Source organism: Bartonella sp. B12(2025), assembly GCF_053795135.1.
The window spans coordinates 1,218,502-1,238,626 of sequence record NZ_CP200031.1; the positions used below are offsets into that span (position 1 = coordinate 1,218,502).

At 40.6% G+C, this 20,125-nt stretch carries 18 protein-coding genes and 1 pseudogene; 6 read left to right on the forward strand and 13 right to left on the reverse strand.

The window, feature by feature from the left end; all coding sequences use genetic code 11:
* The first annotated feature begins 475 nt into the window (after positions 1–475).
* A complete protein-coding gene (locus V3564_RS05410) occupies positions 476–1,285 on the forward strand; it encodes a VIT1/CCC1 transporter family protein (protein WP_455480562.1) in 810 nt (269 codons plus the stop codon).
* Positions 1,286–1,413: 128 nt separating this feature from the next.
* On the forward strand, positions 1,414–1,974 hold the full coding sequence (dut, locus tag V3564_RS05415) for a dUTP diphosphatase (protein ID WP_455480563.1): 561 nt from the start codon (positions 1,414–1,416) through the stop codon (positions 1,972–1,974).
* Between the two features lie 54 nt (positions 1,975–2,028).
* Here the strand turns inward: dut and V3564_RS05420 are convergent.
* The 3 genes and pseudogenes from V3564_RS05420 to V3564_RS05430 all read right to left on the reverse strand — a co-directional run.
* Positions 2,029–2,403: pseudogene (locus tag V3564_RS05420) on the reverse strand (biopolymer transporter ExbD); the annotation flags it as partial.
* 49 nt (positions 2,404–2,452) lie between these two features.
* Positions 2,453–2,980 carry a biopolymer transporter ExbD gene (locus tag V3564_RS05425; protein ID WP_455480564.1) on the reverse strand — a complete coding sequence of 176 codons (528 nt, stop codon included), beginning with the start codon at positions 2,978–2,980 and terminating at the stop codon, positions 2,453–2,455.
* Positions 2,977–3,840 carry a MotA/TolQ/ExbB proton channel family protein gene (locus V3564_RS05430; RefSeq protein WP_455480565.1) on the reverse strand — a complete coding sequence of 288 codons (864 nt, stop codon included), beginning with the start codon at positions 3,838–3,840 and terminating at the stop codon, positions 2,977–2,979. Before V3564_RS05430 ends, V3564_RS05425 begins: the two co-directional genes overlap by 4 nt.
* A 775-nt stretch (positions 3,841–4,615) precedes the next feature.
* Here V3564_RS05430 and V3564_RS05435 point away from each other — a divergent pair.
* Positions 4,616–4,942 (forward strand): DUF883 family protein, encoded by a 327-nt coding sequence (locus tag V3564_RS05435; protein ID WP_455480566.1) that lies wholly within the window; start codon positions 4,616–4,618, stop codon positions 4,940–4,942.
* A gap of 3 nt (positions 4,943–4,945) precedes the next feature.
* Positions 4,946–5,389, forward strand: coding sequence for a hypothetical protein (locus V3564_RS05440; protein WP_455480567.1), 444 nt, complete (start codon positions 4,946–4,948; stop codon positions 5,387–5,389).
* 483 nt (positions 5,390–5,872) lie between these two features.
* Here V3564_RS05440 and glmM read toward each other — a convergent pair whose 3' ends face one another.
* The 3 genes from glmM to tilS all read right to left on the reverse strand — a co-directional run bounded on the left by glmM (position 5,873) and on the right by tilS (position 11,416).
* Positions 5,873–7,255 (reverse strand): phosphoglucosamine mutase, encoded by a 1,383-nt coding sequence (gene glmM, locus V3564_RS05445; protein WP_455480568.1) that lies wholly within the window; start codon positions 7,253–7,255, stop codon positions 5,873–5,875.
* Between the two features lie 459 nt (positions 7,256–7,714).
* Positions 7,715–9,871, reverse strand: a complete 2,157-nt coding sequence (ftsH, locus tag V3564_RS05450) for an ATP-dependent zinc metalloprotease FtsH (RefSeq protein ID WP_455480569.1) — start codon at positions 9,869–9,871, stop codon at positions 7,715–7,717.
* Positions 9,872–9,985: 114 nt separating this feature from the next.
* Positions 9,986–11,416: a tRNA lysidine(34) synthetase TilS gene (gene tilS / locus V3564_RS05455; protein ID WP_455480570.1), complete on the reverse strand. Its 1,431-nt coding sequence runs from the start codon at positions 11,414–11,416 to the stop codon at positions 9,986–9,988.
* Between the two features lie 744 nt (positions 11,417–12,160).
* Between tilS and V3564_RS05460 the strand changes: the two genes are divergently transcribed.
* Positions 12,161–12,625, forward strand: a complete 465-nt coding sequence (locus V3564_RS05460) for a hypothetical protein (RefSeq protein WP_455481463.1) — start codon at positions 12,161–12,163, stop codon at positions 12,623–12,625.
* Positions 12,626–12,778: 153 nt separating this feature from the next.
* On the opposite strand, the gene pal is transcribed toward V3564_RS05460, so the two are convergent.
* Positions 12,779–13,300 (reverse strand): peptidoglycan-associated lipoprotein Pal, encoded by a 522-nt coding sequence (pal, locus tag V3564_RS05465; RefSeq protein ID WP_455480571.1) that lies wholly within the window; start codon positions 13,298–13,300, stop codon positions 12,779–12,781.
* A gap of 208 nt (positions 13,301–13,508) precedes the next feature.
* Positions 13,509–14,201 carry a DUF1013 domain-containing protein gene (locus V3564_RS05470; RefSeq protein ID WP_455480572.1) on the reverse strand — a complete coding sequence of 231 codons (693 nt, stop codon included), beginning with the start codon at positions 14,199–14,201 and terminating at the stop codon, positions 13,509–13,511.
* A 362-nt stretch (positions 14,202–14,563) separates the two neighbouring features.
* On the opposite strand from V3564_RS05470, the gene V3564_RS05475 reads away from it, so the two are divergent.
* Positions 14,564–15,310: a YebC/PmpR family DNA-binding transcriptional regulator gene (locus V3564_RS05475; protein WP_455480573.1), complete on the forward strand. Its 747-nt coding sequence runs from the start codon at positions 14,564–14,566 to the stop codon at positions 15,308–15,310.
* Between the two features lie 386 nt (positions 15,311–15,696).
* Here the strand turns inward: V3564_RS05475 and tolB are convergent, their stop codons facing one another.
* From tolB to ybgC, 5 genes are all read right to left on the reverse strand, one after another.
* Positions 15,697–17,019, reverse strand: coding sequence for a Tol-Pal system beta propeller repeat protein TolB (tolB, locus tag V3564_RS05480; RefSeq protein ID WP_455480574.1), 1,323 nt, complete (start codon positions 17,017–17,019; stop codon positions 15,697–15,699).
* Positions 17,020–17,059: 40 nt separating this feature from the next.
* Positions 17,060–18,193: a cell envelope biogenesis protein TolA gene (locus V3564_RS05485; protein ID WP_455480575.1), complete on the reverse strand. Its 1,134-nt coding sequence runs from the start codon at positions 18,191–18,193 to the stop codon at positions 17,060–17,062.
* A gap of 77 nt (positions 18,194–18,270) precedes the next feature.
* On the reverse strand, positions 18,271–18,726 hold the full coding sequence (locus tag V3564_RS05490) for an ExbD/TolR family protein (RefSeq protein ID WP_455480576.1): 456 nt from the start codon (positions 18,724–18,726) through the stop codon (positions 18,271–18,273).
* 13 nt (positions 18,727–18,739) lie between these two features.
* Positions 18,740–19,453: a protein TolQ gene (gene tolQ, locus V3564_RS05495; protein ID WP_455480577.1), complete on the reverse strand. Its 714-nt coding sequence runs from the start codon at positions 19,451–19,453 to the stop codon at positions 18,740–18,742.
* Between the two features lie 143 nt (positions 19,454–19,596).
* Positions 19,597–20,037 (reverse strand): tol-pal system-associated acyl-CoA thioesterase, encoded by a 441-nt coding sequence (gene ybgC, locus V3564_RS05500; protein WP_455480578.1) that lies wholly within the window; start codon positions 20,035–20,037, stop codon positions 19,597–19,599.
* Positions 20,038–20,125: the final 88 nt, after the last annotated feature.

Here is a 20,125-nt window from a genome sequence, read left to right on the forward strand (position 1 = left end):
CATCAAATTGAACAAAGAACATTCTCTCAAGCATTTGTAAAAAACGATCCCTCTAATGTGATCTCTTAACACGGTTTTCTGGTACAATCCTCCAGCCTCCTACCAACACACTGCACCATCTCCTCAAATACTCTATACTTCCTCGGCCTGCCTCTCTTCTCTCATAGCACTCTCTGGCATAATTTCCCGCTCACCCTTCCAGGTGTCCCCCTCTGCCAATACCACATCATCTCCTCACATACCCTCTAATCCACCAGAACGATTCCCCGACAGAATTAACCGCCTTTACCTCAATTTTTCCACACAGTTTTTCTTATCGACTTATTTTGTTTTCTAACCAGTTTTTTTACTTTCTTTACACACCAACACTCTTCTTTTTTCATTCCTATCTTTTTTCAACTCTTAAATTTGAGATTGACTTTCATTTTTTTTCTCTTATATCTTAGAATTATTCTAAAGTGCAAAGGAACAAAAAATGTTAAAGTCGTTTTTTTCATTTGTACAACGTAAGTATCTGCCCTTTCGTTCGACACAAAAAATGATGTTTCGAGCACTCAAGGCAAAAGAACAACATGCAGCTCTCTATCTAAGATACGCAAAAGCTTTAGAGCCTTATTCCTCCAAGCAAGCAGCAGTTTTTACAGCAATGGGCATCCAAGAGCTTGAAAATTATAAGCAACTTCTTTGCCTTTTTTGTAATAATCGTGCAAAGGCTACAGATTCATTGTGCAAGCAATCTTCTATTTTGAAAAACAAGCACCCGCATGAAAATTCTCAAACAACAACAGTGAATAAAGGCACAAAAAAGCCATCAAAAGAACACAGGCAAATGCTTTTAACGTGGGTTCAGCCTGGTCTTGCAGGACTAATGGATGGATCTGTCTCCACCCTTGCACCGATTTTTGCAGCAGCCTTCGCAACAGGTGATACACACAAGACCTTTTTGATAGGGCTTTCAGCTTCAGTTGGTGCAGGCCTCTCGATGGGTTTTACAGAAGCAGCCCATGATGATGGTAAATTATCAGGTCGTGGTTCTCCACTTAAAAGAGGAATAGCTAGCGGTGTTATGACAACGCTGGGAGGATTAGGTCATGCTCTTCCCTATTTGATAAACTCTTTTTATGTTGCAACAATTATTGCATTCATCATTGTATTTTTTGAACTATGGGCCATAGTCTGGATCCAAAATAAATTCATGTCAACGCCCTTTTGGCGAGCATCTTTACAGGTCATTATTGGTGGAACCCTGGTTTTTGCCACAGGAATCTTTATCGGTAGCATATAAAACAGACACTTGCTCTACAAAACAAACGCTGAAAACCACCTTTCATTCATAGAGTTTTACCAACTTGTTTTGTAGAGGAACTTTTGTTAGAGTGGCGTCCATTTTTATATTTTGGAAATGCCTTAATTATGCCTTATACTCAAGCCAACGCGCATCCGAACAGCCAAGAGAATTCTTCTTCCTCCCATGGTTCTTCTCACCCATCACAACAGATGATCTTACCGGTTCAGCACCTTGAACATGGACAAGGTTTAGAACTTCCTCACTACGCTACAGCGGGCTCCGCTGGTCTTGATTTACGAGCAGCGCTTGCTGAAGATGAAACGGTTGTCCTCACTCCTGGGCAGCGCGCTCTTATTCCAACAGGTCTCATCTTTCACCTTTCTCCTGGTTACGAAGCACAGATACGCCCACGCTCTGGTCTAGCCTTGCAGCACGGCATCACATGCCTAAACGCTCCTGGAACAATTGACAGCGATTACCGCGGTGAAGTCAAAGTTCTTCTTATCAATTTGGGGCAAGAAGACTTTTCCATTCGGCGCGGGATGCGCATTGCGCAAATGGTAATCGCACCGGTTGTTCAGGTTAATGTCTGTGCAATTGAGTCGGATCAAAAAAACTGCAGTCCAACACAAGATAAAGCAAAAAGCCGTGGAACAGGTGGCTTTGGCTCAACAGGACGCGACTAAGCATAAATGCACGACAAATTTCTGTATATTATACTGTGGTAGAAGAAACCTTTTCTACCACAAGACTATTTGATCGCCCCGTTTACCATAACTACTCACTGCCCCCACCGCCACACTACCCACCACAGCCGCTGCCGCATCACTTTTCATATCTGCTGCAACATCACGCATCACACTCCCTGCAACAACATTAGAAGATTTTTGCAACCCCATAAGACCAACTTTGGTGTATCCAGTAGCGCGTACTTGATTTAACAAATCCACGACAGAACCATAGTCGATTTCGCTATCGGTTTTGATAAAAATCTTTGTGTCTAAATTGTGCTTTGTTTCCTTCAACAAAGTTTCTATAAACGCTGTCTGACTAACAAGGTTATCACCAACATAAAGAGAACGGTCTTTTTGCAAAGTCATATAAAGAGGTTCATCAGACTAAACTGCAAAAGAGGCTCGGACCAAAACTAAAAAAGCAACCGCACTATTCACCACTGCCGTTTACCGCATCATTCACCACAGCCGCTACCGCATCACTTTTCATATCTGCTGCAACATCACGCATCACACTCCCTGCAGCAACATTGGAAGATTTTTGCAACCCCATAAGACCAACTTTGGTGTATCCAGTAGCGCGTACTTGATTTAACAAATCCACGACAGAACCATAGTCGATTTCTCTATCGGCTTTGATAAAAATCTTTGTGTCTAAATTGTGCTTTGTTTCCTTCAACAAAGTTTCTATAAACGCTGTCTGACTAACAAGGTTATCACCAACATAAAGAGAACGATCTTTTTGCAAAGTCACATAAAGAGGTGCATCAAGTTGAACCATAGCGGAGGATTGAGTTATAGAAGGCAGTTGAACAGGAATAACGGATGTTGCCAAAGGTGCAGCTACCATGAAAACAACAAGCAGTACCAGAACAACATCAATAAAAGGGGTTACATTGATCTCGTTGTGCAACCCACTCTCATCTCTATCCCAATCATCATTAAAGGTTGCTTTCATTTTTTATGACTTTTCTGTTGTCTGTGTCTATCGAGTTCACGGCTCAAGAGCCTCTCAATCGCAGCAGCAATATCACCTAGATCATTACGATAACCACTAAGAGCACGCATAAGGCTATTATACATAACAACAGCGGGAATAGCTACAAAGAGCCCGATAGCCGTTGCAAGTAAGGCTTCTGCAATTCCAGGAGCGACCACATCGAGCCTCGTTGTTTGAGATTCAGCAATACCAATAAAAGCATTCATGATCCCCCAAACGGTTGCAAAGAGACCAACGAAGGGCGCAATAGCACCAATGGTTGCAAGAACAGCGCTCCCACATGCAATACGCCGCATAACAGTCAGCAAGCAGCGCGACAAAAGCGAATGAACCCTCTCCTTTACGCCCTCATTAATATCGCGCACAACCTCTTCATACTGATCGATTTTCTCATAGCAGATAACATTTTCAGCAGCAAAGGTTTGTGTTCCTTGTTTTGTACTGGCTCTTTCAGCAGAACTTCCACCTGTTCTTTCAGTGCTAAAATGCACCTGTTGTGTAGAAAGATACACTTCTTTAAGAACTTCTTTAAGAAAAAAAACACCGGCTCCTTTGCTCTCTTTTAAGCTGGCAGCCAAACGTGTGAGGGTTTGAACGTTACGAGCCAATCGCAGTTCCTGGCGCACTCTTCGTTTTGCCAAAGCAATCTCAATGATTTTGACAAAAGCAATTGTCCAGGATGCAAGAGAAGCAAATAGCAAAATAACGATAACGGCTTTCACAACCCAATCAGCCGCCATAAACATAGAAAAAGGAGAAAGATCATGCGCTGCAACTACAGCAAACGTGCTGTCTAGGGGTACTGTTTCAGATTCCATTTCTGTTTCACACCGTTGTGGCCTTCTATTTTTTGTCTTACAGTTCTATCACCACCCTGCGCAGCATCACTCTCCCACAATGCCGCTTCCCTTTTAACACCACTCTGCGTCCAATTTAAGGAATAAAACTTGATAAATCAAGTATAGTTTTATTTCAGAAAACACCTCTTTCAAGAGGGACTTTTCAAGAAATTTTTCTCTATACAAAATAAAATAAATTTATCCCAAAAAATAAGTTTATTGCCAAAATAGCTTTAACTGGAAAACTGCATATATACTCAATATATTGATTTATAAAGATAATTTAAAATATCATACAAGTGAGTGCAGAAAAGACAGGAATATTTTCTCATTTTACCCCTTCTGATACAAATCATAAAAGCCGTTTGCTTGCACACCATAAGAAGCACCAACAGGATCATTTTAAAAAAGGACTCAACATGCCAAACTACCTTCATACACGGCTAGCTAATATTGAGCACGACTAGGTAATATTGAGAACCGAAAAAAATACCATGATAAGCCGACTTATACCCTTATCAGCGAAAAATGGGAGTACCCAACGGATCCCACGTTACACCATTCGCGTGTAAAGCTGATCTTATAAGCAAGCAAGATTAATTTTATTAAAAACACCTTTAATTTTAACAAAGCTATGGAACTACGAAAACCGTTTGACGTTACCTAAGCAGTAAAGTTTTACTCCAATGCAAACGATCACAGTAAATACACGAATAAAATGAATAATGATGAGTCAAGAAAAGGAAAGAGCATCATGGCAAACAATAAGACAACAGAGAATAATAAAACAGCAGCAGAAAAAGATCTACAAGGACAATTAGAGAAGTTACGCAATGAAATTTCAGGAATAACCTCAACACTAACGGATCTTGGTGCAAGCAAATTGAACACAGCGAAAAATAAAGCCGAAAAACTGTATAATTCCGCGAAAGAAAATAGTGAAGACATTATGTCTCAAGCAAAAGAAAAAATCGGCGATCTTGAACAAACCATGAACCAATGCGTTCGTAAAAACCCTGGTACAAGCGTTCTGTTTGCAGCAGGTGTTGGTTTTATTCTTGCCCAATTATTGCATCGTTAAGCAATGCATAAGTTTATCGCTCCTCTTTTAAACCATCTTATCGGTGGAGGGCTAAAAAGCACCGTCAAGCAAGTACGTCTTCAAGCAATTTGCTGTGGTATTATTGGCATTTCATTGTTCATGTCTTTGCTCTTTTTATGTATCATCGGTTTTATTGCGTTATGTTCGATCATGAAGCCTCTTGCAGCAGCCAGCACAATGTTTTTCATTTGGTTTTTTCTTGCAGGCTTAGGTGTTTTCATTGGTCGCATTCTCAGAGCGTATCAACGCTACGATCAACAAAAGAAATTGGAAGAACAACACCATAAGCTTATGACAGATGCAACGCTTTCCAGCCTTACACTTCTAAGCCAACACCTACCTTTTGCCAAATTGAGCGTTCCGATCCTCGGACTTGCGACTTATTTTCTGTGGAAAAAAGATAAAAAAGACGACCCTTCAAATTAATATATGTCACTCCACTGTTTTAATTTCCAAAGTGTTTTCTCTCAATAGAAAGAAAACACTTTTTTTGCTTTCCATCCACCAATGTTGTAACAACCTTAATCCTTCAAGAGTTAATTTTTGTAGACGAGAAGCGAACAGACAAAACTACATCGCTTTCATCACTCTATAAGCAGCAAAAACGCTTTTATCATTATGCGCAACAAAATAAAGAGAGTGTTCGCCTACAAGGACATACCCCGAGGGGATCTAGCCCAGCGATCATATATCCAAGGTCTCTGACTATTCTTCAACGATGATGATAATCATCAACAGCCAAGCTTCTTGATCGCTTTCATCACTCTATAAACAGCAAAAACGCTTTTATCATTGTATGCGCAACAAAATAAAGAGAGTGCTCGTCTACAAGGGCATAACCCGAGGGGATCTAGCCCATCGATCATATATCCAAGGTCTCTAACTATTCTTCAACGATGATGATAATCATCAACAGCCAAGCTTCTTGGAAGCATCCACTTTTGAAAGAACATCATGATGCGTGATAACATCAATCATCTCTGCCACGACATCCTCAAGAACTTGCTGTTCATCACCTTCAGCCATAATACGAATTACCGGCTCAGTTCCAGAAGCACGAATTACTAACCGTGCCTTTTTTCCCAAACGCTGCGTTGCTTGATCTATTGCCGTTTTGATCGAATCCTTTTTCAACACATTTTTGTTTTTAATCGTTACATTTTTTAAAATTTGTGGCACAGGCTCAAACCGCTTACACAAACGACTCATAGGGCTTTGGCTTTCTTGCATACAAGCTAAAACCTGCAAAGCAGCCACCAATCCATCACCAGTTGTCCCAAAATCACTCAGCACAATATGCCCAGAAACTTCGCCACCGACATTATACCCTTTTTTGCGCATTGCATCGACCACATAGCGATCCCCAACATGTGTCCGCACAAGCTCCAACCCTTTGCTTTTCAAGAAGCGCTCAAGCCCAAGATTTGACATAATGGTTGTGACAACACCGTTGCGCTGTAACCGTCCTGTTTTATGCCAATGTTCAGCAATGACAGCGATCAACTGATCTCCATCAATTGTTTGCGCTTTTTCATCAACAATGAGAACACGATCCCCATCCCCATCGAGAGCAATCCCCACATCAGCCCGCACTTCATGCACTTTCTTTTTTAAAGAGGCCAAATCGGTTGATCCACACTTTTGATTAATATTGGTACCATTTGGCGTATCATTAATAGCAAAGACCTCTGCTCCCAATTCCCACAAAGCACGTGGAGCAGCTTTATAAGCAGCACCATTGGCGCAATCTACAACGATACGCAAAGCATCTAAACGAACATCACGCGGCAAAGTTCGTTTAGCATATTCGATATAACGATAAATATCGCCCTCAACCCGTTTTGCATAGCCAATTTCGGCACAACCCGCTAAAGATTTTGAAAGATCTGTATCGATCAATTGTTCAATTTTTGCTTCAACATCATCTGAAAGCTTAAAGCCATCGGGACCAAAAAGTTTAATTCCATTATCATAGAAGGGATTATGAGAAGCAGAAATCATCACCCCAAGATCAGCGCGCAACGAACGGCAAAGCATAGCAACAGCAGGAGTCGGCACAGGCCCCAACAAGAAAGCCTCCATCCCAGCAGCCGTAAATCCTGAAACCAAAGCATTTTCCAACATATAACCAGATAATCGGGTATCCTTTCCAATCACTACACGACGCGACTGACGTTGTGATCGAAACAAAACTCCTACGGCCATCCCCACTTTCATAGCAAAATCTGGTGTCATGGGGAAAGAATTGGCTTTTCCCCGAATTCCGTCTGTACCAAAATACTTTTGTGCCATCCCTATTTCCTTTATACACACTTCTTCTCTTGCAGCTCTGACAAAACAGAAGCCTTAGTACAGCAAGCCCCCCAACACTGAGAGATCATTTGCACCCTTTTACTTTTTCAGACGATCAAAATTGCCTATCATACCCACCATCTAGAACAAATCTCCGATTCCCATAAAACCACACGACTTCACAAATTATGCTTTTACACCCCATACCTCAAGCAATGTGATCCTCTAATATGCTTTATACATACGATCGGTTCCCTTTTTAAAAAAACCAAATGACCTCATAGGCTCTGTCAAAACCCCTTCTCGCAGTTATCAACGTCTCTGTCCATATACACTATAAAGCTTTACGGTTTCCAACGTTTCTGTTCACATATTCTCCAAAAATTGCTTCAAAGGCGCAAGCAAAGCTTGCGCCTTTCCAAAGAATTTTGCCTAGAGTTTTCCTCAAAACATAGTCACTCAAACATCATTAGAAGGCTCCTGCTTTCCTTTATCACCTCCTACAGCATTTGACTTCTTTTCAGCGCTAACTTCATTTTTTGAGCGACTGATTGCTTTGGCAGTATTTTTTGTGCTTCGAGTTTTTTTCTCCACCCCACGAGATTGCACTCCTTTAAACCCAGCATCATTAGGTTTTGCATCACTGGACTTTGTTGTTTTCTTTCCAGCTTTTGGCTCTGCTTTTTCTGTCTCTACTTTACCAGCATCTGTTTTATTTTCCGTTGTTTTACCAGACTCTGCCTTAACTGCTCCAGTCTTAGGCACAGAGAAACTGCGGGGAGAAGCACTGTCATCTTTCTGTGTTCGTGAAGGAGGATTTCCTGCAATAACTTCGTTAATTTCAGCCCCAGTTAAAGTTTCATATTCCAACAAACCTTGGGCAAGAGCAAACCATTCTTTCTTTTTTGTTTTCAAAATTTTTGTAGCACTCGCATAAGCGTCATCAATGAGCTTACGCACTTCAGAATCGATCATACGCGCTGTTTCTTCAGAGACATTTTGTGTTCGTGCAACGGAATGACCTAAAAAGACTTCATCCTGATTATCACCATACGCAACATTTCCAAGGAGATCAGAGAAGCCCCATCGTGTAATCATCGCACGTGCCAATTTTGTCGCTTGCTCAATATCAGAGGAAGCACCAGACGTGATATTTTCTTTTCCAAATTTCAATTCTTCGGCCACGCGTCCACCCATCATAATGGCTAGACGAGAAATCATCCACAGATAACTCATGGAATAGCGATCGCCTTCAGGCAATTGCATGACCATTCCTAAAGCCCTTCCCCTTGGCACGATTGTTGCTTTATGAACAGGATCAGCAACAGGTACATTAAGAGCCACGATAGCGTGCCCTGCCTCATGATAAGCGGTAAGTTCTTTTTCTTCTTGTGTCATGGCTGTTGAACGACGTTCAGCCCCCATCATCACCTTATCTTTAGCATCTTCAAATTCTTGCATAGTCACGACTCTTTTATTGCGACTAGCAGCCATAAGAGCAGCTTCATTAACAAGATTCATCAAATCAGCACCGGAAAATCCTGGTGTTCCCCTTGCCAAAACTTTTAGATCAACATTAGGGGCTAAAGGTACGTTGCGCACATGAACTTTCAAGATTTCTTCACGCCCAGAAACATCGGGGTTTGGCACAACAACTTGCCGATCAAAACGCCCTGGTCTTAATAAAGCGGGATCAAGAACATCAGGACGGTTTGTTGCAGCAATAAGAATGATACTTTCATTAGGTTCGAATCCATCCATCTCGACAAGCAACTGGTTTAGGGTTTGCTCGCGTTCGTCATTTCCCCCTCCTAATCCTGCGCCCCGATGGCGTCCAACAGCGTCGATTTCATCAATAAAAATAATACAAGGCGCACTTTTTTTAGCTTGTTCGAACATATCCCGCACGCGGCTTGCACCAACACCAACAAACATTTCAACAAAATCGGATCCTGAAATGGTAAAGAATGGCACATTAGCTTCACCCGCAACAGAACGCGCAAGCAAGGTTTTACCAGTTCCTGGAGGACCAACAAGCAAAACTCCCCTTGGAATACGTCCTCCTAAGCGTTGAAACTTTTGTGGTTCACGTAAAAATTCGACAATTTCCTGTAGATCTTGCTTTGCTTCTTCAACGCCAGCAACATCCTGAAAGGTAACGCGTCCCTGCGCTTCATTCAGCAATTTTGCTTTTGATTTCCCAAATCCCATTGCCCCGCGTGATCCATTTTGCATTTGTCGCATAAAGAAAATCCACGCCCCAACAATAATAATAACAGGCAGCAAGGAAAAGAGAAGATTCAGGAAGATATTGTTTCCAGAGCTTTCAGGAATAGCCTTGACATTAACATTTTTGTTTTCCAATTTTTGTATCAAGCCTGGATCTCGTGGAGCATAGGTTGAAATAACTCTGTGCTCAACAGTTTGCCCTGTTAATTTTTGACCTTGAATGGTCACAGATTTCAGCTCACTATTCTCGACTTTTTGCAAAAACTCAGAATAGGAGATCTCTCCACCTCCAGAACGTTGACTATCTCCATTAAAGAGAGAAAACGATACAATCAAAATCAAAGCAATAACTCCCCAAATGAGGAGAGAGCGGTAATTGGAATTCATATTCAGCCCACTTAATCAAATACAGATTTTAAACACTCCCCCTTAACATATAACCTTGTCTGTCCCTTGCCAAGGTATGAGAGGATGTTTATTCTCTTTTAGAGCGATTTTTCTTTATCTTTTTACCTCTATATTAAAAAAAGGTTCCACAACATTAACAAGAACAGCATCTTCACGTGACAAAAGCCAATCGAAAGGAGCCATAATTCGCTTTATTATGATATTTGGGTGAAAAACAGCTTGATAAGTCAACTCTGGAATATCACATCCTTTGTCATTTGAGATCATTAACAGCGATTGCAAAGAGGGGAAATGAGGATGTTCAATATTAAAACTGCCACTTTGAAACAAAGACTTTACCTGTTCCAAACCCGCTGCTCCAACCTTTATGGCATTGGATTCATGGTTGGTAATCTGGTAGCGTCCATCCCATAACACAGTTTTTCCTGGCTCAACGACCGCCTCTTTCATGTTTCGAGATTCGCGCCAAAAAGTGATTCCGTTTCTGTTATATTCAATAATAGATCCAGCCAGAGTAAAGCGTTGCTTTTCTGGTGAATGGAAATGCAACTTTTGGACAAGAGTGATCAATTTTTGACCAGAAAGCAAATACCCCCCCCCTCCCATCAACACCGCGAAAAGCCCAACAACAAAGGGAAAACCTGAATGCTGCTGTAAAAATGGCGCAGGCTTTGCAATAAAACAACGTCCATATTCAACAGCAATATCTAAAGCTAAGATCAAATCGGCCATATCTTGTGCCTGTTGACGGCGCTGAAGTCCAGCTTCATAAATCTTTTGAGCAATACTGGTAAATTTTTTTTGATGAAGAGACTGCCGCACACGCACGCGTTCAAAACTGAGATCTTCATTGGTTGGATCATCAATCCATGTTTTTCCCTTTAAGCACAAATAGGCACGTAATGTTTTACGCTTTACACCAAGGAGAGGACGAATCAAGCGTATTTTTCGACGCAATAATGCCTCGCGCGGGATACAAGATAAACCACGCGCATACATCAACTCATAGTTTTTTTGCGTAATATTTTCTCCAGTTTCTGTAGAATAAACCTCACCGCGCGTGCCCTCAACGGTTTCTTGTTGCAAAGCAGCTATATTCTTTTGAAAACGTTGGGATCGCATTTGATAGGTTTCAACCTGATCATTAAGCGTATGCCCTGTCATAATAAGCGTTGCACCTTGTTTTTGTGCTTCTTTAAACAAGAGATCATAACGTGCAATACGGGCACTTGAAGCAATATGCGTCTTTGGTTTTTCGCCTTCCCACCGCACAATGATATGTTTAATGTGATTGGCATGACAAATTTTTGCAACACTTTCTGCTTCACAAGCTGATTCTTTACGCAATTGATGATCAACGGTGACAGCAATCATTTCTGGAGCAACAGAGAGAGTTTTCAAATGATCCTGAACCAAAAACAGTAAAGCTAGAGAATCCCCTCCTCCTGAGACCGCAAGGATCAACTTCTGACACTGTATAAAATCCGATGTTTTAAAGAGATTTCCTGCCAATCTAACGCACACTGCAAACGACTCCGCTTCTTGTAAGAGATTGACAAAAGGCGGACTCTAACATTTTATAGCATTTTGATCTTTTTGCAAAAAGCGCACAAGCCTCTTTGCCCTGCTCAAAAGCAACCGTATTCATTTCTAATTTCAGAAAAATCTTAGAAGTGTAGAGCATCCTTTTATCTGTATACCATATAGCGAGAGAAACTTGTGCCGCTCCATGATAGCGTTTCTACCCCAAAAAAGTTTCTGGTAACAAAAAAACGTCATCTTTTATAATGATGTCGACAAGCACAAAGAGTTTTTTCAGCATCAACATAGTTAGCAAAAAGAATAAAGTCGTAACCTTTTTTATACAATGTTTTGGGAGAGAGAAAAGACAAATCTTCACGCTAATACACTTCAGCATGATCGCTTTCTTCATGCGTTTTCTCTTAAACGATTATACACTTTCTTCAAATGTTCACAGTCTTTTCAAGAAATCACCTATTCTTTACGAACGGCTTTCACGATTACAGCTTTGCACCTTACCCTCATAAGGCTCTCCACATGAACAACACTGTTCTGGCCATCTCCCGTTATAAGCACCTGCTCACTTTCTTTATAGTCTAAAAACTTTCATCCAGAGTAGCACTCTCAAAAGAAAAAGAATAAACAGAAGAGCCTTTTTATCAAAAAACCAATAAAATTGTTTTTTGACATTCTTCAGATCATTATGCTCAAATACCACACGTATCCTCTCTAAAGGTTTACCCAATCATAACCTTTAAAGAGAGATCCGACCCCCCGCAGCACCAGAAGCCTTATTCCGCAAAACCAGGAGCTTCATCCACGGCATTAGGCGCTTCATCTACTGCATCAGAAGCTTCATCTACTGCATCAGGAGTTTCCTCTACAGCATTAAGAGTTTCCTCTACAGCATTAGGAGTTTCCTCTACAGCATTAGGAGTTTCCTCTACAGCATTAGGAGTTTCCTCTACAGCATTAGGAGTTTCCTCTACAGCATTAGGAGTTTCCTCTACAGCATTAGGAGTTTCCTCTACAGCATTAGGAGTTTCCTCTACAGCATTAGGAGTTTCCTCTACAGCATTAGGAGTTTCCTCTACAGCATTAGGAGTTTCCTCTACGGCATTAGGAGTTTCCTCTACGGCATCAGGCGCCTTTTTTACAGCATCAGGAGCCTTATCCACAGCATCGGAAGCTGGATCATACGTAGAGAATTGAGAAGCCTTTCGCGCTGCACTTTGAGCAAACGAAGAAAAACAAGCCATGAAAACCGCTATACAAAAGACAGTTTTCCAATTTTTTTTGCGATACATCCACATACTTTTCTCCCCTTAAGAGCTAATTCAATAGTTTAAAAAAACCATTCATTTTTTAATTACCGTTCATGTCGTTAATAACTGTAACAGCACGCCGATTTTGGTTCCAACAAGAAATATCATCACACACTGCTACAGGTCTTTCTTTCCCATAAGAAATCGTTTGAATCCGTTGTGCAGACACACCAAGGGAAATCAGATAGTTCCGCACAGCAACAGCACGACGCTGCCCAAGTGCCAAATTATATTCACGTGTACCACGCTCATCAGCGTGACCTTCAATCATAATAGAATAATAAGGATAACGAAGCAACCATTCTGCTTGACGCATTAAAATACTTTCAGCATCAGAATCAATTGAAGAAGAATCGAGACTAAAGAAAACGCGATCTCCAACGTCAACAGTAAATTCCTTTCCTGAACCTGAAGGCGCCTGATGAAAACTAGCATTACTCCAATAAGTGCTATTCATACCGTTGAGAGCACCGATATTTTTTTTGCCACAACCAACCAAGATCAGTGAGAAAAAAAAGACCACGGTTAAGGGATAAAAGACAACATTTTTGGTAGAATGCATATACTGATTCTCCTTGTTATAGACATAAAAATCGAAAGGATAGATTCCTTCAATAGCTCTCAAGAATAGTTGCTAATTCCTAATGAAAACAAAATTTTCTCTGTTTTTACCTCTTATCATTTTTTAAGTTTCCAATAGTTTTTTCACACACAGCCTTTCAGCACCAACGTGAAATTGCACTTACACTTATACCATAACACTATCCTGTTTATGTGTCATCATCCTGACGGTTTTTCTGCAGCGCATTCAGTTTTGCAAAAACTTTATCGGCATCAAAACTTTTGTTAAGCTCATCTTTCCCCTGATCTTCATTCAAGGCAACATTTTCCGTCACTGATGCTGGAAGCAAAGACCTATCTTCTTCTGCAGAGACAGGGCGATTTTTTGCAGCACGCTGGAGTTCGAAATCCAAATCAATTTGTAAACACAGCCCCAACCCTACAGGATCTAAAGGAACTAGGTTAGCACTATTCCAATGGGTTCTAAGGCGAATTTGTTCAATAGTTGCTTTTGTTGTCCCAATCAACCGCGCAATCTGTGCATCTTTCAACTCAGGATGATTCATTACCAACCATAAGATACCATTTGGACGATCCTGACGCCGAGAAAGAGGGATATAGCGTGCACCTTTGCGTCTTTTTTCAGGAACGCGAACCCTAGACTCGGAAATTTTTAAGCGCGCTGTTTGATCAGCTTCCACCCGTGCAATTTCACTGCGCGTCAACTGCCCAGAACTAATTGGATCCAGACCTTTAATACCGTGAGCAGCTTCACCATCGGCAATAGCTTTTACTTCCAACACATGCAATTTACAAAATTCTGCAATCTGATCAAAAGAAAGAGCAGTGTTATCAACCAACCAAACTGCTGTCGCTTTAGGCATCAAAAGTCGCGTTGCCATCTCTATAATATCCTCTTATTCGCCTCTTTTTTATTGAGGCAGGTTATCGCCCACCCTAGAGCACTGCTTATACATCAGATTTTCGTCACTCACTCTTAATAAAGCAAGGCATGGAATCAACTACCTTTTCCATGAAATCATATTTTGTTATAGCCTGATTTTTGATGAACGACAAGACACCTGTCTTGTAATGATCCTCAACAGAGTGTCTTTACCTTTAAGGTGAATTTTCTTATAAAGGCTTATTCGATCACTTCACCTTATGCTGCAGCACATTTGTTCTGGTGGGATGCATATTTCAGAGTCTTAAATTTTTAAGGGACAGCCCAACCAGAAAAAAAACAAAAACTGGAAAGAAAACTATGGCAGGCCATTCACAATTTAAAAATATTATGCACCGTAAAGGGCGTCAAGATGCAATGCGCTCAAAAATATTTTCTAAACTTGCACGTGAAATTACAGTTGCAGCTAAACAAGGTGCCCCTGATCCGGCAATGAATCCACGCTTAAGACTCGCTGTCCAGAATGCTAAGGCACAGTCGATGCCAAAAGACAACATCGAACGCGCGATTAAAAAAGCTTCAGGAAACGATGTCGAACATTATGATGAAGTGCGCTACGAAGGATATGGTCCAGGCGGTGTTGCAGTTATTGTCGAAGCTTTAACAGATAACCGCAATCGCACCGCTTCAAATGTGCGAGCCGCCTTTACCAAATCAGGTGGGGCTCTAGGGGAAACAGGTTCCGTGAGCTTCATGTTTAATCGAATTGGTGAAATCATCTATAAGCCGGACGCAGGAACAACTGACAGCATCATGGACGCAGCAATCGAAGCCGGTGCCGAAGATGTACAGTCAGAAGAAACCGGACATCATATTATCTGCGCGTTTGAAGATATTGGCGAAGTTTCTAAAATGCTTGAAGCAAAACTTGGAGAAGCAGAATCGATCAAAACTGTTTGGAAAGCGACCACCCTTTCGCCAGTAGATGAAGAAAAAGCTTTATCAGTTTTACGACTTATTTCGACATTAGAAGATGATGATGACGTGCAAAATGTTTATGCCAATTTTGATGTTAGCGATGAGATTTTGGCGAAATTATCTGTATAATCCCTACGCAATCATCACTGTGTGAATTCTCTTTTCAATGAAAACCTTTCTCTACATAAAAGTGCAATCGTCTCTCATTTTTGCCGCAACATACACAAAGTCCTGCTTCAACAGCAGGACATCCCATATAGATCCATCTAGATTCTAAAATACTTTCAATAAAAAACTCAAAAGCTTTCTCTCAATTTTTAAAGGAACTCTTTTATAAAGGCGTTTTTCTCAAAGAAAGTTTTATAGAAAAGACAGCAGAAAGCTTTAGAATATATTCAGACGAATAAAATCAATTGTAAATGTAGAAAACCACCTTTCTTAAACTGTGGAGGCGATTTGTTGCTGTCCTGATCTCATGATTTGCGCACTGTTTGTTTTTATTGAGCACTTTATTTTTATTGTACAGTAAGCAATGGCGACCATGCTGGATCAGAAGCATCATTAGGTGTGGGCAACTGACGTTCATTGCGTCCAGTAATATCAATCGTATAAAGTTTAGGACCCATACCCGGATTTTTGCGAAAGAACATAAGCACGCGACCATTAGGAGCCCAAGTTGGTCCTTCATTGTGAAAATCCGTAGTTAAAATTCGTTCTCCTTGTCCATCAGGATGCATAACACCGATAGAAAACTGTCCCTCTGATTGTTTTGTAAAGGCGATATAATCACCACGTGGTGACCAAATGGGTGTAGAATAGCTCCCTCCATTTGAAGAAATACGCTGGACATTGCTACCATCGGCATTCATCGTATAAATTTGCGACTTTCCGCTACGATCTGATGCAAAAACGATTTGTGTCCCATCGGGAGAATAAGAAGCTGATGTATCAATGGCTGAAGTTGTTGTAAGCCGCGTCATCGTGCGGGTACGTAAATCCATGGTGTAGAGGTTCGCACTACCGTCATTTTGCAGCAAACTCATGATCACTTTTTGTCCATCAGAAGAAAAACGTGGAGCAATCGTCATATTATCGAAGGTCCCTATCAATTCCCTTTGCCCCATTTCAATTTGTTGAAGATAAACATGAGGCGCTTGATTATGTTCATAAGCCATATAGGTAATTTCTTGTCGTTTTGGTGAAAAACGCGGTGTAAGAACCAACTCACTACCATCAGAAATATAGATTAAATTTGCTCCATCTTGATCCATAATCGCTAAACGTTTAACGCGTGCATTTTGGGGGCCTGTTTCATCTATGAAAACAATTCGTGTATCAAAATAACCACTTTCTCCTGTCATCTCACTGTAGATCTCATCTGCAATCATATGCGCAACGCGCCGCCAACGCTCTGTAGCTGTATAAAAACGCCGTCCTTTGAGTTGTCGATGTGCAAAGACATCCCATAAACGAAAATCAACTCTCAATCGTCCGTCGACTTCTCTTATAACTTGCCCAGTGACCAACCCTTGTGCTTTTATTTTTTGCCAACTAGAAAAATACGGTTGCCTATTAGGATTAGAGATTTTTTCAAAAAAAGATGCCTTGTCAAGCGGTAAAAAAAGACCCGACCGCTCGAGATCAGCTGTAATCACAGCTGCTATTTTCAACCCAATTGAATCATTGGAAATAAAATCCGTAATTGCAATGGGAATAGGTTTAAAGTCAGCACTAGAAATAGTACCCTTCAGTTGTGCATGAACAGATGAAAAACTCGAAAACCACAAACCGCAAGTGACAATAAACCAAGAAAAAAATTTGTGTCTCGTCATAGTCATGATGGCATCTATCCTTTCATTGAAGAAAAAAATATATCTTTCATCGTGTTATTCCTTGAAGAGGGTCAACATTAAAATCGAACCCCTGCCCCCACAAGTCATATTGATCGCGTGGAAGATTTGCATAAGGTTGACATGAAAAAACAGCTGCATGCACCTGTCTTATCATAATCGCTTGCTGACTCTCCGTACCGCTTAAGGATTCAATAATTGGATCCCCTATAACCATTCCTTCACGGCTTAGGTAAAATCGCAAACGCACAATCGGACGGTTTCTAAAATCACCCCCAAGCGCCACAAGCTTAAGCTTCTGTTGAATACATCCCCCAACAATATTGACCAATGTTTGTGCCATTTTTGTGATATCGCCAATATTTTTTCGTCCACCCAAAGATTCTGGCGTACTAGAGCGTTTTGCTCCACCTCCTTGCGTGCGTGCACGATTGAGAAGATCGTTTTCTTCCATTGCCAAAATATCTTTAATTGTCTGCTTCGTCATTTCTTTGTTTTTCAATGCTTGTGCATTTTGAATCGCGGATTTTTTGGCAGGCTTTGGTTTAAACTGTGGAAGAAAAGATTTTTTTGGCAGCATAATTTTAGGATCCTGCTGACGTATTGTTGCTTGCTTCACAGGCAATTTTTGTACCGTTGAAGCCGATTCTTGTGATGACACCACTTCTTCATTTTCACTTTTGTGAATTTCGAAAAACTCCTCTGGCATAACCTTTGAAACATTCTCTTGAGATATTTCTACAATCTCCTTTATTTTTGCTTCTGATAATTCTTGTTCTGTAAACTCTGGTGAAGATTTTTCCAATGCTTTCTCTTCTCCCGAAGATGGAGGTGTTATCTCAACAGACCGCAGTTTTTCTTTTGGTCTAAAAGGCGCAAGACTATCTATCTGTCCCTCTCCAACGTGATGTGCTTCTTCTTTTTCTTGTGGTTTAATGGTTGGTTTCACCGCAGCAATTGCACGCACAGGAGCATTCAATGCACCCTGTTGAGAAGAAAGCTCTTGAACCAGAGGAGCAAGAGTAATAGGAATAACTTCCAATTGTTGTGGCAAGGAGACAGGACTGACGAGATGAACAGCCCCCAAACTAAGGAGAATCACATGTCCTGCAAGAGATAAACCCAAGCCTCGTTTCATGTTATGATAAGAGTTTTTGCTCATCTCCATACCTTGCATTTTTTATTTTTAATCATTTTCCGCTATTTTTACCTATAACCTGTAACAATTTATGATAAACTTTACTGTGCCAAACTGGCTAAAGCAACTTGTGAAAAACCTGCTTTTTGAATATCGGTAAGCAATTTTAACACTTTTTGATATTCAACAGTTTTAGCAACACGCACAAAAATACGTTGTTTTTTTTGTGCAGGATCAGTCTCTAATTGAACTTTGAGTTGTGCAATCAAAGCTTCAGGTGTGTCATAATAATCTTGATTAATAGCGAAGCGTCCTTGCGCATCAAGTGAAACCGTAAGTGGAGTATTCTGCGTTTGCACGGGTCCAGCCTGACTATAAGGCAAATCAAGAGGAACACCATTGACCAAAAGCGGAGCAGAGACCATAAAAATAATCAACAATACCAGCATGACATCAACAAAAGGTGTTACGTTAATCTCGCTTATCGGTTGGCTGCGTGAACGATGCCGTCTGCGCATATTTTTTCTAAAAGAAGAAGAAGCAACAGAAACGCCCATAAATAACCTCCTTTTATAATGATGAATGAGATGTGAGTGTCTCATCGATACGCCGTGAAACAATTGTCGAAAATTCATCGGCAAAATTTTCTATTTGTGCGATTATCCGAGCACTTTCATTGTTCAATTTATTATAAGCAATAACTGCTGGGATTGCTGCAAATAAACCAACAGCAGTAGCCAAAAGCGCTTCCGCAATGCCTGGTGCAACAATTGCAAGCGAAGTGTTTTGAGATGCTGAAATAGAAAGAAACGACCCCATAATACCAACAACCGTTCCAAAAAGGCCGATAAAAGGTCCTGCTGATCCAAGTGTTGCAAGAAAGCTTAATTTTGATTCTATTTTTGCACTTTCGCGTCCCAAAGTAAGATCCATAGCCTTATCAATTCTGCTCTGTAAGCTTATGGATGTATGAATTCCTTTTTCAAGAGATTTTTTCCATTCCCCCATTGCTGCCATAAAAACTGCAGATATACTGCTGATGTGCTGAATTTTATATTCTACATAAAGATCTTCTAAAGCCTTCCCTGACCAAAATATGCGTTCAAATTGTTTTATTTCACGCCGTATTCTCCGATAGGTAAAAATTTTATCAAAAATAATTGCCCAACTCCATACGGAAGCCAACAGTAACCCAATCATAACAACTTTAACAACCAACCCCGCTTGCATAAACAAACTCAAAACTCCAATCATTTCCGGATTTGTTAGTTCTACGTGTGGCATAATGCTTGTCCCTTTAAATGAAAGATTCATTTGTTAAAATTTAATAAAGCAAATTGTTTTATAGGCTCTAAATTTAAGAAAACAAACTCCCCTCTTTCTTTTAAAAGAGCCAATACAATATCACTTTTAAACAGAGTACACCTTCAAACAAGAATTGTTGAAAAAAGCTCCTTGGGTAAACGTCGTGGTTTTCCTGTCTCATTAATAAGAGCAATTTCCACTTGTGCTGTTACCAACATCATATCCTCACGCAAAACATATTGCTCCATGAAAAAGCGCGCTCCTTGAATGCGACTAATCCGTGTTTTGATTGTTAAAAGATTATCGATTTGTGCCGGTCGTGAAAAATTGATTTCCATATGGCGTACAACAAAAAACAGTTTTTCACCCTCAGCACCTGATGCTAACATCTTGTTATTAAAACCTGTATCTCGTAAAAATTCTGAACGTCCCCGTTCCAAAAATTCTAGATAGCGTGCATGATAAACCACGCCAGAAAAATCTGTATCGGCAACATAAACGCGCATCTGAAAGTCATGAAAAACATTTGTATGATTATTTTTAAAAGTTTTTTTTTCAGTCATCTTCCATCCCATAAAATCATTGTGGTAAATACTCTTGAATATCGAGTAATTGAGCGTGTTTTGTGGTAAAATCGTGGAACCTGTGGCA

Coding starts and splice junctions, on each gene's coding strand:
- pal (WP_455480571.1), bottom strand. CDS start 13,300: ATGCATTCTACCAAAAATGTTGTCTTTTATCCCTTAACCGTGGTCTTT.
- dut (WP_455480563.1), top strand. CDS start 1,414: ATGCCTTATACTCAAGCCAACGCGCATCCGAACAGCCAAGAGAATTCT.
- V3564_RS05410 (WP_455480562.1), top strand. CDS start 476: ATGTTAAAGTCGTTTTTTTCATTTGTACAACGTAAGTATCTGCCCTTT.
- V3564_RS05430 (WP_455480565.1), bottom strand. CDS start 3,840: ATGGAATCTGAAACAGTACCCCTAGACAGCACGTTTGCTGTAGTTGCA.
- ybgC (WP_455480578.1), bottom strand. CDS start 20,037: ATGACTGAAAAAAAAACTTTTAAAAATAATCATACAAATGTTTTTCAT.
- V3564_RS05425 (WP_455480564.1), bottom strand. CDS start 2,980: ATGAAAGCAACCTTTAATGATGATTGGGATAGAGATGAGAGTGGGTTG.
- ftsH (WP_455480569.1), bottom strand. CDS start 9,871: ATGAATTCCAATTACCGCTCTCTCCTCATTTGGGGAGTTATTGCTTTG.
- tolB (WP_455480574.1), bottom strand. CDS start 17,019: ATGACTATGACGAGACACAAATTTTTTTCTTGGTTTATTGTCACTTGC.
- glmM (WP_455480568.1), bottom strand. CDS start 7,255: ATGGCACAAAAGTATTTTGGTACAGACGGAATTCGGGGAAAAGCCAAT.
- V3564_RS05470 (WP_455480572.1), bottom strand. CDS start 14,201: ATGGCAACGCGACTTTTGATGCCTAAAGCGACAGCAGTTTGGTTGGTT.
- tolQ (WP_455480577.1), bottom strand. CDS start 19,453: ATGCCACACGTAGAACTAACAAATCCGGAAATGATTGGAGTTTTGAGT.
- V3564_RS05485 (WP_455480575.1), bottom strand. CDS start 18,193: ATGAGCAAAAACTCTTATCATAACATGAAACGAGGCTTGGGTTTATCT.
- V3564_RS05435 (WP_455480566.1), top strand. CDS start 4,616: ATGGCAAACAATAAGACAACAGAGAATAATAAAACAGCAGCAGAAAAA.
- V3564_RS05440 (WP_455480567.1), top strand. CDS start 4,946: ATGCATAAGTTTATCGCTCCTCTTTTAAACCATCTTATCGGTGGAGGG.
- V3564_RS05475 (WP_455480573.1), top strand. CDS start 14,564: ATGGCAGGCCATTCACAATTTAAAAATATTATGCACCGTAAAGGGCGT.
- V3564_RS05490 (WP_455480576.1), bottom strand. CDS start 18,726: ATGGGCGTTTCTGTTGCTTCTTCTTCTTTTAGAAAAAATATGCGCAGA.